Annotated in this window: 13 protein-coding genes and 1 pseudogene; 10 read left to right on the top strand and 4 right to left on the bottom strand. The window is 75.5% G+C overall.

Annotation, left to right across the window (positions count from 1 at the left end):
* The 9 genes and pseudogenes from ACFV8H_RS33745 to ACFV8H_RS33705 all read left to right on the top strand — a co-directional run.
* A pseudogene (locus ACFV8H_RS33745) lies at positions 1–503 on the top strand (hypothetical protein); the annotation flags it as partial.
* Positions 493–2,136: a CpaF family protein gene (locus ACFV8H_RS33740; RefSeq protein WP_380407513.1), complete on the top strand. Its 1,644-nt coding sequence runs from the start codon at positions 493–495 to the stop codon at positions 2,134–2,136. The pseudogene ACFV8H_RS33745 and the gene ACFV8H_RS33740, both read left to right, overlap by 11 nt.
* Positions 2,133–3,095 (top strand): type II secretion system F family protein, encoded by a 963-nt coding sequence (locus ACFV8H_RS33735; protein WP_380407511.1) that lies wholly within the window; start codon positions 2,133–2,135, stop codon positions 3,093–3,095. Before ACFV8H_RS33740 ends, ACFV8H_RS33735 begins: the two co-directional genes overlap by 4 nt.
* Positions 3,092–3,970 carry a hypothetical protein gene (locus ACFV8H_RS33730; RefSeq protein WP_380407510.1) on the top strand — a complete coding sequence of 293 codons (879 nt, stop codon included), beginning with the start codon at positions 3,092–3,094 and terminating at the stop codon, positions 3,968–3,970. The genes ACFV8H_RS33735 and ACFV8H_RS33730 overlap by 4 nt, the downstream gene beginning before the upstream one ends.
* A 72-nt stretch (positions 3,971–4,042) precedes the next feature.
* Positions 4,043–4,354, top strand: a complete 312-nt coding sequence (locus tag ACFV8H_RS33725) for a hypothetical protein (protein ID WP_375884957.1) — start codon at positions 4,043–4,045, stop codon at positions 4,352–4,354.
* Positions 4,355–4,401: 47 nt separating this feature from the next.
* Positions 4,402–4,776, top strand: a complete 375-nt coding sequence (locus ACFV8H_RS33720; RefSeq protein ID WP_380407508.1) for a TadE/TadG family type IV pilus assembly protein — start codon at positions 4,402–4,404, stop codon at positions 4,774–4,776.
* A gap of 113 nt (positions 4,777–4,889) precedes the next feature.
* Positions 4,890–5,258, top strand: coding sequence for a pilus assembly protein (locus ACFV8H_RS33715; RefSeq protein WP_375884962.1), 369 nt, complete (start codon positions 4,890–4,892; stop codon positions 5,256–5,258).
* A 149-nt stretch (positions 5,259–5,407) separates the two neighbouring features.
* A complete protein-coding gene (locus ACFV8H_RS33710; RefSeq protein WP_380407506.1) occupies positions 5,408–5,890 on the top strand; it encodes a hypothetical protein in 483 nt (160 codons plus the stop codon).
* On the top strand, positions 5,890–9,942 hold the full coding sequence (locus ACFV8H_RS33705; protein ID WP_380407504.1) for a LysM peptidoglycan-binding domain-containing protein: 4,053 nt from the start codon (positions 5,890–5,892) through the stop codon (positions 9,940–9,942). The genes ACFV8H_RS33710 and ACFV8H_RS33705 overlap by 1 nt, the downstream gene beginning before the upstream one ends.
* 147 nt (positions 9,943–10,089) lie before the next feature.
* Here ACFV8H_RS33705 and ACFV8H_RS33700 read toward each other — a convergent pair whose 3' ends face one another.
* On the bottom strand, positions 10,090–10,605 hold the full coding sequence (locus ACFV8H_RS33700; protein WP_380407502.1) for an HAD domain-containing protein: 516 nt from the start codon (positions 10,603–10,605) through the stop codon (positions 10,090–10,092).
* A 172-nt stretch (positions 10,606–10,777) separates the two neighbouring features.
* Between ACFV8H_RS33700 and ACFV8H_RS33695 the strand changes: the two genes are divergently transcribed.
* A complete protein-coding gene (locus tag ACFV8H_RS33695) occupies positions 10,778–12,967 on the top strand; it encodes a hypothetical protein (protein ID WP_380407500.1) in 2,190 nt (729 codons plus the stop codon).
* Between the two features lie 155 nt (positions 12,968–13,122).
* Here ACFV8H_RS33695 and ACFV8H_RS33690 read toward each other — a convergent pair whose 3' ends face one another.
* The 3 genes from ACFV8H_RS33690 to ACFV8H_RS33680 all read right to left on the bottom strand — a co-directional run bounded on the left by ACFV8H_RS33690 (position 13,123) and on the right by ACFV8H_RS33680 (position 16,865).
* Positions 13,123–14,529, bottom strand: coding sequence for a S8 family serine peptidase (locus ACFV8H_RS33690; protein ID WP_380407498.1), 1,407 nt, complete (start codon positions 14,527–14,529; stop codon positions 13,123–13,125).
* A 285-nt stretch (positions 14,530–14,814) separates the two neighbouring features.
* Complete coding sequence (fabG, locus tag ACFV8H_RS33685) at positions 14,815–15,573, bottom strand: 3-oxoacyl-ACP reductase FabG (protein WP_380407496.1); 759 nt, start codon at positions 15,571–15,573, stop codon at positions 14,815–14,817.
* A 92-nt stretch (positions 15,574–15,665) separates the two neighbouring features.
* On the bottom strand, positions 15,666–16,865 hold the full coding sequence (locus ACFV8H_RS33680; protein WP_380407494.1) for a thiolase family protein: 1,200 nt from the start codon (positions 16,863–16,865) through the stop codon (positions 15,666–15,668).
* Positions 16,866–16,900: the final 35 nt, after the last annotated feature.

The raw sequence follows: 16,900 nt of genomic DNA, 5'->3' as shown, positions 1-16,900 counted from the left end.
GAACCGCGACCGGCGGGCCGGCCGCGCCGGTGGCGCCGAACCCGGTGCCGCCCACGCCGGTGCCGCCCACGCCCGTGGTGCCCGCGCCGAGCCCGTACGGGCAGACCGGGTACGGGCAGCAGGTGTACCCGGACCGGACGTACCAGGCGCAGTCCGCCCACCCGCAGCCCGGCCACCCCCAGCCCGGCTACCCCCAGCCCGCTCACCCGCAGTCCGGCCACGGCCGGCCCGGGTACGGCCAGGCGGCCCCCGGGCCCGTTCCCGGCGAGGCGGAACCGCCCTCGTACGCCCCGCCGGTGATCGTCACCGGCCCGGTCGCGCCGCTCGCCGGGCTGGCGCCGCAGCCGGCCGCCCCGGCGCCGTTTCCGGCGCACGTCCAGGGGGCCGCCGGACCGGCCGGCGAGGACGACGGCCCCTACCGGCTCCAGCAGCCGACCGTGACCGACCGGCGGACCGACGACCGCCACCCCTACGACCCCGGGGAGGTGCTCCGTGCGCGGTAGCCCCCTGCACCAGCACCCGACGGCCGACCCGGCCGCCCTGCCCTGGGCCGCGCCCGTCCCGGCCGCCGCACCGCCGCCGCAGGCGTACCGGCCGGGCCCGGTCGCGCCGCATCCGCAGGCGCAGCCGCAGCCACCGGCGCCCCAGCCCGTCGCGCCGCAGCCCGTGACGCCCCAGCCCGTGACCCCCGGACCGACCGCCGTGCCCGCCCAGCTGCCCTCGCTGGACGTGCGCGGCAGCGCCACCCGGCCGGCCGTCGACACCCAGGTCGCGCGCGAGCTCAAGCGCCAGGTCGCGGCCGAACTGCACCAGCAGATCACCCGGTTGACCGCCACCTCCGGGGCCGAGCCGGACCGGGCCACCCGCCGGCAGCGCGGCCGTGCGCTGATCGAGGAGGCGGTCGCCCGCTGGTCCGACGCGTACGCCCAGACCCACGGCATCCCGCCCACCCGGGAGCAGGACCGCGCCCTCGCCGAGGCCGTCTTCGACCTGCTCTTCCGGGCCGGCCGGCTGCAGCCCTACCTGGACGACCCGGAGATCGAGAACATCCTGGTCAACGGCTGCGACGACGTCTGGGTCTCCAAGGTGCACCAACCCCTGCGCCAGGTACCGCCGGTGGCCGACAGCGACGCCGAACTCGTCGAACTGCTCCAGGACCTGGCCCGGCAGCACGGCGGTGGCGAGCGCAGCCTGTCCACCGCCAGCCCCACCCTCGCCCTGCGCCTGGAGGGCGGCATGCGCCTCCAGGCGCTGACCGAGGTGACGCCCCGCCCGTACGTGGCGATCCGCCGTCACCGGGTGGCCTCCGCGACGCTCCCCGAGATGGTCGAACTCGGCACCCTGGACGGGACCTTGGCCGCCTTCCTGGCCGCCGCGATCCGGGCCCGGAAGAACGTGATGATCACCGGTACCCAGGGCGTCGGCAAGACCAGCCTGCTGCGCGCGATGGCCGCCGAGATCCCGCCGGACGAGCGGATCGGCACCCTGGAGTCGGAGTTCGAGCTCTGGCTGCACACCCTCGGCCACCTGCGCCAGGTCGTCCCGATGGAGGCCCGGGAGGGCAACGGTGAGCGCGTCGAGGGCCGTCTGGCCGGGGAGTTGACGATCGGCGACCTCATCCCGGCCGCGCTGCGGATGACCCTTTCCCGGATCATCGTCGGCGAGGTCCGCTCCGGCGAGGTCGTCCCGATGCTGCGGGTGATGACCAACGGCGAGGGCGGCTCGATGTGCACCCTGCACGCCCGCGGCCCGCACATGGTCGTCGACCGCATCGCCGAACTCTGCCTCGAGTACGGCTCGCACATGACCGACGCGCTCGCCTACCGGCTCACCGCCAACGCCCTGGACCTCATCGTGCACGTCTCCATGGTCGACGAGACCGCCGTCGGCGGCCGCCGGCACCGCTTCGTCTCCCACGTCCTGGAGGTCACCGGCCTCGGCGAGAGCGGCCGGCCCGCGCTGAACACCGTGTTCGGCCCCCGGCCGGACCTCGGCGAGCCGCGGGCCGTCCCGCACACCCCGCCGCAGTGCCTGGACGACCTGCGCCGGGCCGGCTTCGACGCCTCGCTGCTCGGCTCCCGGTACGGGAGTTGGGCCGCCCCGCTCCAGCTGCGGATCGGCGGTGGCGCGCGATGATGCTGCTCTTCGCCCTGTGCGGGCTGGCGCTCGCGGGCGGCCTGGTCGCCCTGGTGGTCTGGGCGCGCGGCAGCGAACCCGCCGACGAGGACGAGCCGGCCGGCCGGGACAACCCGCTGGCGGGCCGCGCCCACGTGTTCTGGTACGGCGCCCCCGGCAGCGCCTCGCTGCGGATGGTGCGGCTGCGCCGGATCCAGCTGCCGCTGGCCCTCGTCGGCGCCCCGCTGGCCTGGCTGTTCACCCGCATCCCGCTGACCGTGCTGCTGGTGCCGCTGGCGGTCTTCGGCCTGCCCTGGCTGTTCGACACCACCCGCCCGGACACCCACCGGATCGAGCGGCTGGAGGCGCTCTCCGAGTGGACCCAGCGGATCGCCGACGTGCTGCTGCTCGGGGTCGGCCTCAACCAGGCCATCGTCACCAGCCGCCGCACCGCCCCCGCCGCCCTGGAGGAGGAGATCGGCGAACTGGCCGCCCGGCTGCAGGCCCGCTGGCGGCCCGAGGAGGCGCTGCACGCCTTCGCCGACAGCCTGGCCGACGCCACCGCCGACAAGGTGCTCGCCGCCCTGGTGCTGCGGGCCGGGGACAGCGGCCCGGGGCTGGCCCGGACGCTCTCCGACATGGCCGAGTCGGTGCGCGAGGAGGTCCGCCAGCGCCGCGCCATCGAGGCCGACCGGGCCAAGCACCGCACCACCATCCGCTGGCTGGTCGGCATCATCGTGCTGGTCGTCACGGTCGGCTCCTTCAACAGCGAGTACACCCGCCCGTACGGGACCTTCCTGGGCCAGATCGTGCTGGCCGTGGTCGCCGCCCTGTTCGTCGCGATCATCGCCTGGATGCGGGCCCTGGCCGCGCACCCGCCGGTGCCCCGGCTGCTCGCCCCGGACCGGCGCAGCAGGAGCGGGCGCCGACTGCGCGGTTCCGCGCCGGAGCCGGCCGAGCAGCTCGGGGAGGTCCGGTGATCTCCCCCTGGTCCGTGCTGGCCGGCGCCGTCGCGGCCGGCGGCCTCGCCCTGCTGGTCGCCGAACTGCGCCCCGCGCCACCGGACCTGCGCCAGGCGCTGGACCGGCTGCACCGCACCCCGGCCGACCGCGAACCGGACCCGGACGAACGGCCGCGCTGGTACGACCGGATCGGCGAGCGCTCGCTCACCCTGCGCGGGGTGACGATCCCGCGCCGCGAACTCGCCCTGATCGGCCGCACCCCGGCCCGCTTCATGGTGCACAAGCTGCTGTTCGCCGCGCTCGGCCTGCTGCTGCCCGCCTACCTGGGCGCGATGGCCGTGCTGATGGACGTCGGCCTGCCGTTCGCGCTGCCGCTGGTCGCCGGGCCGCTGCTGGCCGGGCTGCTGTGGTTCGTCCCGGACGGCGTGGTGCGCGGCGAGGTCAAGGAGGCCCGCACCGAGTACCTGCACGGCATCGCCGCCTACCTGGAACTCGTCGCGATGGAGCGGGCCGCCGACTGCGGCCCCGCCGAGGCGCTGCGCCGGGCGGCCTCGGTCGGGCAGGGCGTGGTGTTCCGGCGGATCCGCGACGCGCTGGAGCGCGCGGCCACCGACCGGCTCCCGCCGTGGGCCGGACTGGACGCGCTGGCCGAGGAGTTGGGCCTCACCCCGCTCCAGGACGTGGCCGACATCATGCGGCTGTCCGGCACCGACGGCGCCGCCGTGTACGACACCCTGCGGGCCCGGGCCAAGGGCCTGCGCGGCGAACTGCTCGCCGAGGACCTGGCCCGGGCCAACGCCGACAGCGAGCGGATGGTCGCGCCGGGCGCCGCCCTGACCCTGCTGATGACCGTCCTGATCGTCTTCCCCGCACTCCACCAGATGCTCAACTGACCTTCCCGTGACGTTCCCGTGACGTTCCCGACCGAGCAGCTGACACCACACACCACACCCCGGGAGACCCCGATGACCGTACGACTCGCCCAGCTGGCAGGCCGGGTGCTGCGGCCCGTCCTGCGGCCCGTCCTACTGCCCGTGCAGTTCGCCCTGCTGCTGTTCACGCTGCGGATGGGCCGGCTGCGGGCCGCCCGGGCACGCGGCGACCGCGGCGCCATCAGCATCGAACTCGCCCTCGCCATCATCGCGTTGGTGTTCGTCGCCGGGGCCGTCGCGACCGCGCTGTACCTGTTGAAGGACAAGGTGGTCACCAAGGTCGAGCAGGACCCGAACCTGCCCGGCGGTGGCGCCGCGGGCGGCGCGGGGGGCGCCACCAAGTGATCCGGGTCCGTCGTCGTCCGCTCCGCCGCCGGGGCGACCGGGGATCGATGAGCATCAGTCTGGCCATCGTCTTCCCGGTCGTCCTGCTGCTCCTGCTGCTGGTCGTCCAGGCCGCGTTGATCTGGTACGACCGGCAGGTCGCGCTCACCGCCGCCCGGGAGGGCGTGGACGCCGGCCGGGTGCAGGGCAACGCGACGGCGTCGGCGGCGACCGAGGCCGCCGCGCGGCAGGCCCGGGACTTCCTGGACCGGCAGGGCGTGCGCGCGTACCAGGTGGGGACGGACGGCAGTTCGGACGACACCATCAAGGTCACCGTGGAGCTGACGCCGCCGCTGCTGATCCCCGGGCTCACCGGGCCCAGCGTCCGGCAGTTCGCCGAGGCGCCGCGCGAGCGCTTCGTCCCCCCGGTGGTGAAGCCGTGAGGCGGGCGGCGCGGGCCGGTGCCGACCGGTCGGGACGGCCGGGGTGGCGCGGGCGGCCGAGGCGGACGGACCGGGGCGGGGTCGCGATCGAGGCCGCGATCGTCGTACCCGGCGTGGTCGGACTGGTGCTGCTCGCGATCGCCGCCGGGCGGGTGCAGACCGCGGCCGGCACGGTCGAGGCCGCGGCCCGGGTCGGGGCCCGGACCGGCTCGCTCCAGCGCAGCGTCGCCGGGGTGGACGGGCCCGCCAAGGAATCCGCGCTCGCGACGCTGCGCCAGCAGGGCGTGTCCTGCCGCACCTCGGACGTCCAGGTCTCCGAGGCGCCGATGGACCTGCCGGGCGGCCGGGTGGTGGCCGTGACGGTCACCGTGACCTGCGACGTCGAACTCGCCGACCTGCTCGGCGGACCGTCCGGGCTGCCCGTGACGAAGCACCTCGTCGGGGAGTTCACCTCGGTGATGGACCGCTACCGCGGCACATGACGACGGCAGGGGGCGGCGCGCGGGCCGCAATGGGCGCGGCCGGGGGATTGGGGACGGCCCGCGCGGGGGAGACGCAAGCGGAGAGCGCTCGGGGGATGACGCAACGACACCGAGGGGCGCCCGGCGGGGAGCCGGTGGGGAGAGATCGTGTGGATCGGGGGGAGAGGGTGCGGGTGCTGAGCGGGCTGCTGGACCGCCGACGGCGTACGGCCGGGCGGCGGTCCGACCGGGGCGCGGTCGCCCTCTTCGTGGCGATCTGCGCCGCCTACCTGGTGCTCGTCATCGCGCTGGTGATCGACGCGGGCGGCCGCCTGCGGGTCGCCGAACGCACCGACGCCTACGCCCAGGAGGCCGCGCGGGTCGGCGGCCAGCAGCTCGACCAGGCGGACGTGTTGCAGGGGAAGGGCTTCAAGGTCCGCCAGGACTACGTCCGGCAGGCCGCCGGGATCTACCTCGACCGGTACGGCCTGAAGGTGGACGACGTCGTCTTCTCCGACGACGACAAGGTCGTCACCGTCACCGTGCGGGCCGACTACCGGCCGGTCCTGCTGGGCGCCCTCGGGGAGCGGAAGGTAACGGGCAAGGGCAGTGCGACCCTCGTCCACGGAGTCGAGAAAGCGGAGACCCACTGATGGCCGCGCCACGTGCCAAGGACCAGGCCCGTACCGCCCAGGCCCGTACGGTTGGGGCCGGCGCCGGCCCGGGTGGAACCGGGAAGGGCGGAACCGGGAAGGGCGGCAAGCCGACGGTGAGGGGGCACGCCCGCCCCGGGCGCCGCCGACCCGGCCGCGGCGGCGCGGTGCTCGCCGCGCTCGCCGCCCTGGTCACCCTGCTCGCCCTGCTGTTCGGCGTGCCCGCCCTGCTGCTGTACGGCACCCGGGCGGTCGCCTCGATGGGCGAGGTCGCCTCCGGCGGGGTGGGCGAGGCGCTCACCAGTCCGGACGACGGGCGGCTGTTCCTCTGGCTGCTGGTGGTGGTCGGCTGGCTGGCCTGGGCGTGCTTCGCGCTCTCCGTCCTGCTGGAGGTCCCCGCCCAACTGCGCGGCCGGATCGCCCGCCGGATCCCGGCCTTCGGCTGGAGCCAGCGGATGGCGGCCGGGCTGGTCGGCTCGGTGCTGGCGCTGCTGCCGGTGGCCGGTTCGGCCTTCGCCGCGGTGCCCGAACTCACCCAGGGCCCGTCCGCCCAGGCGCAGTTGACCCCGGGCGTGCACCGGGCCGCGCTGCCCGCCGCGCAACCCGCGGCGGCGCCCGTCCAGGCGGCGGACCAGCAGCCCACCTACACCGTGCGGGACAGCCGCCCGGCCGACAGCCTCTGGTCCATCGCGGAGCGCCAACTGGGCTCCGGGGAGCGCTGGGTGGAGATCGCCAAGCTCAACGAAGGCCGGGCGATGGGCGATTCGGGTACCCGCTTCGACGCGGAGCGGCCGATCCAGCCCGGCTGGGAGCTGCTGATGCCGACGGACGCCAAGCCGGACGAGGCGAAGGCCCCGGCGCCCGCCCAGCCCCCCGGCCCGGCCCAGGCCCCCTCACCCGGTGACTCCTCGGCCGGTGACTCCTCGGCCTCGGCGACGGCCGCCACGGCGCAGGTGCCACAGGCCGGGACGGAGCCGGAGGCGGGCGGGCAGAAGACGGTGACCGTCCGGTCCGGGGACAGCCTGTCGGCCATCGCCCAGCGGGAGCTGGGGGACGCCGAGGCCTGGCCGAAGCTGTTCGAGGCCAACAAGGGTGTCCAGGCGCCGGACGGGGAACGGCTGACCGACCCGGACGTGCTGGAGCCGGGGATGGTGCTCACCGTGCCCGGAGCGGCCGCACCGGCGGCCGGGCAGACGCCTGCGCCCACGCCTGCACCAGCGCCAGCGCCTGCGCCTGCGGGTTCTGGTTCCGGAGCCGGGCAGACGCCCGCCCCCGCCGCCACGCCCCAGCCCGCGCCGGCCACCCAGTCCCCGGCACCGACCCACGCCCCCGACCGCGCGCCCGCACCCGCTCCCGCCGCGCACGCCTCCCCGGCACCCAGCGACGACTACAGCGTCGCCCTCGCGGCGTCCACCGTTGGCGTGCTGCTCGCCGCCGTCATGGTCGGCACCGTCGCCTACAAGCGCGGCACCCAGCAGCGCGGCCGCCGCCCCGGCCACCGCATCGCGATGCCCGAGGCCGAGGCCGCCGCCTTCGAGAACGAGCTGATGGTCCGCCAGGACCAGGCCGGCCTGGAGCTGCTCGACCGCTCGCTGCGGACCCTGGCCCGCCACACCACCCGCGGCGGCAAGCGGCTGCCCGCGATCGTGGCGGCCCGGATCACCCCCGACCACACCATCGAGCTGCACCTGTCCGGCCCGGCCACCCCGATCGCGCCGTTCCGCGCCGCGCACGCCGCCAACGTCTGGTGGTGCAGCGAGGAGTCCTCCGACCTGCTGAGCCCGGCCCAGGCCCGCAAGACCCCCGCGCCCTACCCCGCGCTGGTCACCCTCGGCACCTCGCCCGACGGCTCGGTGGTCCTCGCCGACCTGGAGGCCGTCCGGCTGCTCCACCTGTCCGGGCACCCCGACGACGCCCGCGCCGTGCTGCGCACCCTCGCCATCGAGCTCGCCCACAGCCCGCTGGCCGACCGGCTCCACCTGCACCTGGTGGACCTCGCCGAGGAGGTGCCGATCACCGGACCGGCCGCGGAGCGGGTCCACCGCCACCCCACCCTGGAGGCGGCGCTCGCCGCGCTCGGCCCGCGTACCGCCAAGGCCCGCGCCACCCTGGTCGCGGCCGAGGCCACCAGCCCGCGCGAGGCCCGCAGCCGGGGCCAGGCGGACGAGTCCTGGGTGCCCGAGATCGTGCTCTGCGCCCAGCAGCCCGGCGGGGACACCCCGGCCGAGCTCGGCCGCCTGCTGGACGCCCGCCCGCGCACCTGCGTCGCCGTCATCACCCGGGCCCCCGAGCGCGGCACCGGACCGGTCGCCCGCTGGACCCTGCCGACCACCGGCCAGGCCGCGATCCCCGGCCTGCACCTGAGCGTCGAACTCCAGCGGCTGGACGACCACCAGTACGACCAGGTCGCCGAACTGCTCCGGGCCGCCGACGACACCACCCAGCACCCGGCACCCGGCTGGACCCTGGACGGTCCCGGCCTCGACCCGGACGAGGACACCGACACCACCGAACTCCCGCTCGCCGTACCGGTGCTGGCCGCCGTCGGCGCCCCGGGGGCAGCGGCCGAGGAGGACGCGGGGGCGGCGGCCGGGCCCCGGCTGCTGACCCGGGTCATCGGGACCGGCGCCAGCCCGTTCGCCGGGACCGACCCGGTCGCGCCCGCTCCTGCGTCCGCGCCCGCCGCCGTCCCCGTTCCCACGCGGCCCGGCCCGGCGCGCTTCGCCGTCAACGGGCAGGGGCGGCAGGCGGCCACCGGGACGGAGCAGCCCGCCGACGAAGCCACCCGTGACCTGCGGCTGCCGGGCGGGCCAGGGGAGTCCGGGGAGTCCGCAGAATCCGCGGAGTCCGCAGAGTCCGCGGCGCCTGCCGGGCCTGCGGAGTCGACGGTGGTGGACGGCCCGGCCGAGGCCTCGGTGACGGTGCTCCCCGTCCAGCCGGTGCGGCCCGTGGCCCCGCAGGCGCCCGTCGTGCCCGCTGTGCCCGTCGTGCCTGCCTCGCCCGCGTCACCCGCCGAGCCGGCGCCGACGCACCAGAGCGCGCCGGCGCCCACCGGCGTCGACCCGCGCGTCCCGGCCCGGCCGGAACCCGGCGTCGGTCCCGTCCCCGGGGCCGCTCCTGGTCCCGAGGGTGGTCCTGGCCGCGGCCGAGAGGGCGGCTCCGCCGGTACGGCGCCGGCCACGGTCGAGCCCGGCCCGGCCGCCGTCGCGCCCGTCGCCCGGACCACGTCCGGCCGCAGCGACAGCGACGACCTGCTCGCCATCCTGCGCTCCCCGGAGGCGCACACCCCGCGCAACGCCCCCCGGATCCGGCTGCTCGGCCCGGTCGACGTGGCGGGCACCCCCGGCGCCGTCGAACCCGGGGCGCTGCCCCGGCTCACCGAACTCGCCGTCTACCTCGCGCTGCGGCCGGGCGCCGACCACCACGCGCTCGACCACGACCTGCACCCGGGCGCCGCCCACCTCGACCCGCACCCCACCGCGGCCGACGCCAGGAGCCCGCTGCCGGCCAAACTCGCCGACCTGGCGGCCTGGTTCGGCAGCACACCGGACGGCCGTGCCCACCTGCCCACCGACACCACCGAGGGCTACTCCTTCGCCCCCGTCGTCACCTGCGACTGGGACGAGTTCCGCAGCCTCTACCGGCGCGGCATGCGCAGCACCAGTGCCACCGCCGACGCCGCCCTCGCCCACGCCCTGGCGCTGGTCCGCGGTGCCCCGTTCGCCGAGGCGCCGCCGGCCTCCTACGGCTGGGCCGAGGCCGAGCGCCAGGACATGATCGCCGCGATCGTGGACACCGCCCACGAACTCGCCGCCCGCCGCCTCCAGTACGGCGACCACCGCAGCGCCGAGGCCGCCGTCTTCCGCGGCCTCGCCGTCGCCCCGGACGTCGAACTCCTGCACCGGGACCTCTTCTACGCCTACGCGTCGGCCGGCGCGCGGGACCAGCTGCTGCGCGCGGTCAACCGCCTCGACGCACTGAGCCGCCGCACCGGCCGGGACCTGGACGCCGACACGGTCGCCCTGCTGCGGGACCTGCTCGCCGGGTCCTGAGCCGACGGTTCCTGAGTCGCCGGTTCCTGAGTCGACGGTTCCTGAGCAGGCGAGGCCGCCCGGATGTCCGACCGGCCGTACCCGATCCACCGGGTACGGCCGGCCGGTGTCGGTCTTGGCGGCGGCGTGCGGTCAGGCGGAGCGTGGTCAGGCGGCGCGCAGCCAGGTGTCGACGGTGGTGAAGTCGGCCTCGGTAAGGCCGACTCGGGGGTCGACGCGGTGCAGCAGCGCGGCGGCCGGGGAGTTGGCCTCGACCCAGCGCCGGTCGGCCCGGGTGATCTCGTCGTCCACCCAGACGAACCGGCGTCCGGCCGCCCAGGCGACCAAGGTGCTCGTCTTCCAGTGCAGTTGGGCGTGCAGGGTGCTGCCGTCGCCCGGCCGGTCGGTGTCCGGCCAGTCCACGTACGGCAGCCGGGGCAGGCCCAGCCGGGGCGCGAGGCAGGCGTCGGCGTCCGCCAACCAGGTGGTGGCCCAGACCAGTTGGCAGGGCAGGGCGAGCAGTCGGGGCCCGAGCCCCGGGTCGACCCGGGCCACCAGCGGGTTGCCGGACGGGCCCGGGCCCGGGCCCGGGTAGGTGGGGTAGCCGCCGGGCGGCGGGGCGCCGAAGGGGATCAGGGGCCCGTCGACGTCGAGGAACAGCAGGGGGAGCCCCGGATCGGTCATGACGGCACGATAGTGGCCGGTGCCCGGGCCGTGGCACGCCGATCGGCCACCCGGCCTGGCTCGGGCGTGCCGGGATCTCGTAGGGTGGCGCGCACGGGACGTGGTGGCTGGCACCACGAAGGCAAGGGCATCAGACGCCGCGGACGCGGCGGGGCGGGGCGGTGACCAGAAGATGGCGGAGACGACTGCTGTTTCCGGAGGTCCCGAGCCGACCGCGGACTCGGGCCCCTGGGACGCCGTACCGCCGCAGCCCGCAGGGCGGCCCGAGGAGCACCCGCCCGGGCCCGCCGCACTGTACGAGCCGCCGCCCGTGCCTCCGCTGCCGCCCGCGGCGTTCACCGCCCCGGTGCCGCCCGCGCCGCCGGTCGCGCCCACCGGATGGACCCTCACCGGCCTGCCCGCCGCAGGCGCCCAGGCCCAGGCCCAGGCACCGGCGCCGTCCGCGGCTGCGGTGCCGACGGTCTCCGCGGCTCCGTCGGCTCCGTCGGCTCCGTCGGCACCGGGCGGGCTCGGTGCGGCGCCGCGCGGCCGGATCCTGGTGATCGAGGGCGGTTACGGCAACTCCGGCCGCCGCACCTGGGGCCGGGGCGGTCCCACCCAGGCACCGGTGCTGTCCGCGATGCTCGCGGCCGTGTCGCCGCAGGTGCTGCTCGCCGCGGACGCGGTGGACGCCGTCCACCTCCCCGGCGCCAGCGACCCGCACACCGTCCTCGCCCACCTGCGCGCCGCCTCCCGCCACCCGGGCCCGCTGCTGGTCCACCTGGGCGGGCACGTGGTGGCAGACAAGCGCGGCGGTCAGCTCCAGCTCACCCTGCGCGACGCCAGGCAGGACGGCCTGCCCTGGCAGGCGATCGCCGCCGAACTGAGCCACCGTCCGGTCGAGTGGCAGACCCTGGTCATCGCCGACCTGAGCGCCGACCAGAACGCCTGGCCCTACCTCCAGGGCACCGTCTCGCCGCTCACCGAGGGCATCCCGCTGTGGGCGGTCGTCAGCCCGGACCCGGAGCAGATCGGCACCTTCACCCGCGCCCTGATCGAGGCGCTGCACGGCGGCCGTCCGGGTGCGGGCGAGGTGCTCGCCCCCGAGCAGCTGCGCCAGCAGGTGTACTCGGTGCTGCGGCCGGACGTGGTCATCCTGGCCACCCACACCCCGGACCGCCCGGTCTTCCGCAACACCGCCCGCCGGGGCGAGGCCCCGGTGGCGGACGTCGTGCTGCCGCTGCCGGAGGCGCTGCCCGTCGCGGACGCGGTGCCGTCCGAACTGCCGCTACCGCTGCCCGCCGTGGTGCCGCTGCCGCTGCCGCGGCAGGCGGAGCCGCAGGACGCCGTGGTCGAGCGGGCACCGGTGGCGCCCGCCCCGCTGCCCGTGACGCCCGTCGGCGGGCCGGTGAGCCTGGTCAAGCCCGGAGTGCCGCCGACCCCGCCCCGTCCGTCCCGCCCGGTCAGCCTGCGCAAGGCCGGCGAGCAGCCCGTTGACACGGCTTCGGGGGTGAGCCTGCACAAGCCCGCCGGGTCGGCGGTCACGGCCGCAGACACGGCCGCGGCCGGTGCCGCGTCGTCGGCGGCGGAGGTCTCGGCAGCGGGCGTCACGCTGCGCAAGGCCCGGCCGGAGGCCGCGGAGCCGGTCGAGGCAGCCGGAACCGCCTTTGGTGCCACGGGGGTTGGCGAGCCCACCGAGCCCACCGAGACAGTCGAGCCGGTCGAGGAGCCCCGGGACGCCGTCCCGGACGAGAGCGGTCCGACGGCCGAGGCCCCGCAGGACGCGGTGCCGACCGACGCCGTCCCGGCCGACGTCGCCCCGACGGACGCGGAACCGGCCGCCGAGGTGCCGGCCGATGCGGTGCCGGCTGCTGAGGAACCGACCGACCAGCCGCCCGCCCCGGCCGAGGCGCCGGCCGCCAACGCGCCGCGCGAGGACTACCGCGAGGTGATCGGACGGATCGTCCGCAGCGCCGACGCCGGGGACCACGCCGCCGCCACCGACCTCGCCTTCGCCCTCGAACTGGAGGCGATCGCCGAGCACGGGGCCGTCTCCGAGCCGGTCCTCCAGGTGCGCCAGGTGCGCGCCCACGTGTGCCGGCTCGCGGGCCGGACCGCGGAGGCGGCCGGCATCTACCGCGAGGTCGCCCTGACGCTGCTCCGCTCGCAGGGCGCCGACCACCAGGAGACCCAGCGGGCGGCCACCAATGCCGAGGCCTGCTGGCGTTCGATCGCCGACCGGGCGGAGGCGATCCGGATCGCCCCGGAGATCATCGAGCTGCGGGCCTTCCTCCCGGGCCCGGACAACCGCAAGCTCCGTGCAGCCGAGCGCTACCTGGCCCAACTCGCCGCTGCTGCACCGGTGGTGGCCGACCAGGGCTGACGGCAGGCCGCGAACAGCGAACAGTAGGCAGGTAACAGATGACAGAAAACAGCGAACGGATAACAGATGTTGAAATCTGTTATCCGTTCGCTGTTACTTGTCAGCTGTCAGGCACCGCGTCCTGACCGACTGCTTACTGCCTACTGCTTCACTACTTACTGCTCGTTGCCCTGGCTGTTGTCGTCGAACTGCACGTCGCCCGCGATCGCGTGGACGAACTTGGCGCCGTCGATGGTGCCGAGGCCGCTCGCGAGGTCGTAGCCCTCGGCGGCGTTGTAGCCGGTGACGCCGCCCCAGCCGTTGTCGCCGTCCTTGACGTCGACGATGCCGCTCCACTTGCTCGGCAGCAGGCTCAGGCCGTACAGGCTCGGGTTGAGCTGGCCGAGGCGGTGGCCGGCGAGCTGGTCGGCGAGCGCGACGATGCCCGAGAACAGCGGGGTGGCCTCGCTGGTGCCGCCGGTGAGGTGCCAGCCGACCGCGGTCGGGTCGTAGGACTCGTAGGTCCAGGCGGCGCCGTCGACGGCGGCGCTCATGCTGATGTCCGGGGTGCCGCGGTGGTTGCCGGTGACGTCGGAGACGCCCGCCTGGTACCACGGGCGAGAGAAGATGCCGGACACGCCGCCGCCGCCGGCGCCGGACTTGTCGTGCCACACCTTGTCGGCCGCGGTGCGCTTGCCGTTGTCGTCCAGGGTCAGCTGGGTGCCGCCGATGGAGGTGACCAGCGGGTCCGAGGACGGCCAGGAGTTGACCTTGAACGGGTACAGGTCGGTGCCGTTGGTCTGCGAGTCGGTGGCGCCGTTGTCGCCGGAGGCGGCGAGCACGGTGACGTTGCGGTCGGCGGCGGCCTTGAAGGCGTAGCGCAGGTCGGTCAGCGACTTGAAGTCGCCCTTGTCGTAGCCCGGGAAGGTGTTCTCGGTGGCGCCGAAGCTCTGCGAGATGACGTCGCCGACGCCCTTCTTGATCAGGTCCTTCTCGGCGTCCATCATCTCGGGCAGGCCGGTGGTGCCCTCGGTCTCGGCGACGCCGGTCTCGACCAGGACGATGTGGGCGTCGGGGGCCATCGCGTGGGCGTACTCGACGTCCAGGGTGGTCTCGCCGGCCCAGCCGGTGTGGTCGGGGTTCTTCGGGTCGAAGACGGGGACGTTGCCCCACTTCCGCACCTCGACCTGGGTGTCCTTGATGCCCCACTGCTTGTCGAAGACCTCCAGGTCGTGCTGGATGGTCGGCGAGCCGAAGGAGTCGACGATGACGATGGTCCGGCCCTTGCCGGTGATGCCGTCCTTGTACAGCGGGGCCAGGTTGTAGGCCGCCTGGTACTGGACCGGCGAGTAGCAGTGGATGCCGATCTGGCTGACGCACTGGGTGGTGCTCAGCGGCGCCGGGCGGGTGGTGGCGAGGTGGTGGCCGAAGGAGGCCGGGCGGACGTGGACGCCCGAGAGGTCGTGCGCGGGGGCGGCGGTCGCGGCGCCGACGGCCGGAACGGCGACGGTGCCGGCGGTGAGGGCGGTGGCCCCCACGGCGAGCAGAGCCAGGGCACGGCGGAGGGAGGCGGGGCTGCCCATGGGACTCCTTGGGACGCAGAGGGCCCGACCAGGTCCGGTCGGGTCGGTTCGGACATCCCATCGAGTGCCGCATGATCATGCCATAGTCATTTGGTGGGGTCGATTGACCGGGCGCATGGTCATGATCGGCCACGCGAAAGGGTAAAGGCCGTCCCAGGGAAAAGTAACCGTGCACCTGGGACGGCCATATGAGGGCACGTCAGCAATATTCACTGAATGTCAACCGTATCTACCCAGCACCCACCCACTTCACTCACGGGTGCGGGAAAACCGCGCCGGCCGGAGCTACCGGGCCCCGCCGTTGACGTACAGTGTCTGCCCGCTCACGTACGAGGCCTCCTCGCTCGCCAGGAAGGCCACCACCGAGGCGACCTCCTCCGGCTGCCCGACCCGCCGCAGCGGCGTGCGGGAGGCCACCTCGGTCTGGTGGTCCTCGGCGGTGGCGCCGACCCGCTCGGCGGTGGCGGCCGTCATCGGGGTGGCGATGTAGCCGGGGGCGACGGCGTTGACGTTGATGTTGAACGGGCCCAGCTCGATCGCCAGGGTCGCGGTGAGCCCCTGGATCCCGGCCTTGGCGGCCGCGTAGTTGGCCTGGCCCCGGTTGCCGAGCGCGGAGCGCGAGCTGAGCGAGACGATCTTCCCGTACTTCTGCGCGACCATGTACTTCTGCGCCACGTGGCTGCAGTTGTACGCGCTGGTCAGGTTGACCGTCAGGACGGTGTCCCAGTCGGCCTTGGGCATCTTGAAGAACAGGTTGTCCCGGGTGATCCCGGCGTTGTTGACCAGGATGTGCAGTCCGCCGAGCTCCTCGGCGACCCGGGCGAAGACCTCGTCGACGGCGTCGTAGTCGGCCACGTCGCAGCCGTAGGCCCGGGCGGTGCCGCCCTTGGCGGTGATCTCGGCGACCGTCCCGGCCGCCCGCTCGGCGGTCAGGTCGACCACCGCGACGGTCGCGCCCTCCTCCGCCAGCCGACGGGCGGTGGCCGCGCCGATGCCCTGCGCCGCGCCGGTCACCACGGCGACCTTCCCCGCGAACCGTGCCATGTCCGTTCCTCCGCTCACTGGATGCTCCCGCTCACTCGAAACCACGCTCACTCGAACCCCGCTCAACCTGTCCCGACCCGTCACGTCCCGTCTCAGACGTTCTCGACCAGCACGGCCGTACCCTGCCCCACGCCCACGCACATCGTGGCCAGGCCGCGCCGGGCGCCGGTGCGGCGCATGCGGTGCAGCAGGGTGGTGAGGATGCGGGCGCCGGAGCCGCCCAGCGGGTGGCCGAGGGCGATCGCCCCGCCGCTGGGGTTGACCACCTCGTCGGCCCGCTCCGGGTCGAACCCGATGCCGTCGGCGGAGGCCAGCGCCTGGGCGGCGAAGGCCTCGTTCAGCTCGGCGGTGTCCAGGTCGGCGAGGTCCCATCCGGCCCGGCCGAGCACCTTGGCGGTGGCGGGCACCGGGCCGATGCCCATCACGTCGGGGTGCACCCCGGCCGAGGCCCCGGCCACGTACCGGCCGAGCGGCTGCAGTCCGAGGTCGCGCAGCGCCTCCTCGCTGACCAGGACGAGCCCGGCCGCGCCGTCGTTCATCGGTGAGGCGTTCCCGGCCGTGACGGTGCCGCCCGGGCGGAAGGCCGGCTTGAGGCGGGCGAGCTTGTCGAGGCTGGTGTCCTCGCGGATGCCCTCGTCCTGGCTCACCGTCACCCCGTCCGGGCGCTCGACCGGGATCAGCTCGGCGTCGAAGTGCCCGTCCTTGCGGGCGGCGGCGGCCCGCTGGTGGCTGCGCAGCGCGAAGGCGTCCTGGCGCTCGCGCCCGATGCCGTACCGGCCGGCCACCTCCTCGGCGGTCTCGCCCATGCTGAGCACGCCGTGCAGTTCGGCCATCCGGGGGTTGGTGAGCCGCCAGCCGAGCCGGGTGTCGTAGGTCTCGATCCGGTGCGGCAGCGCCTCGTCGGGGCGCGGCAGGATGAACGGCGCGCGGGTCATCGACTCGCAGCCGCCCGCCAGCACCACGTCGGCCTCGCCGGAGCCGATCGCCCGGGCGGCGAGGGTGACGGCCTCCAGACCGGAGGCGCAGAGCCGGTTGACGGTGGCGCCGGGGACGGTCTCCGGCAGGCCGGCCAGCAGGACGGCCATCCGGGCGGCGTTGCGGTTGTCCTCGCCGGCCTGGTTGGCGGCGCCCCAGTAGACGTCGTCGATCCGGGCCGGGTCGAGGGCGGGTACGTCGGCGAGCAGGGCGCGCAGCACGGTGGCCGAGAGGTCGTCCGGCCGGACCGTGGCGAGCGCTCCGCGCAGCCGGCCGATGGGTGTGCGGCGGGCTGCGGCGAAGTAGACGGGTCGCACGTCGTGCTCCTTGTCGAAGGGTGGCGGGTCGCGGA

This window comes from Kitasatospora sp. NPDC059827, from assembly GCF_042731675.1.
In the GTDB taxonomy this organism is placed as follows: Bacteria; Actinomycetota; Actinomycetes; order Streptomycetales; family Streptomycetaceae; genus Kitasatospora.
This window is presented reverse-complemented; position numbering and strand designations above follow the sequence as displayed.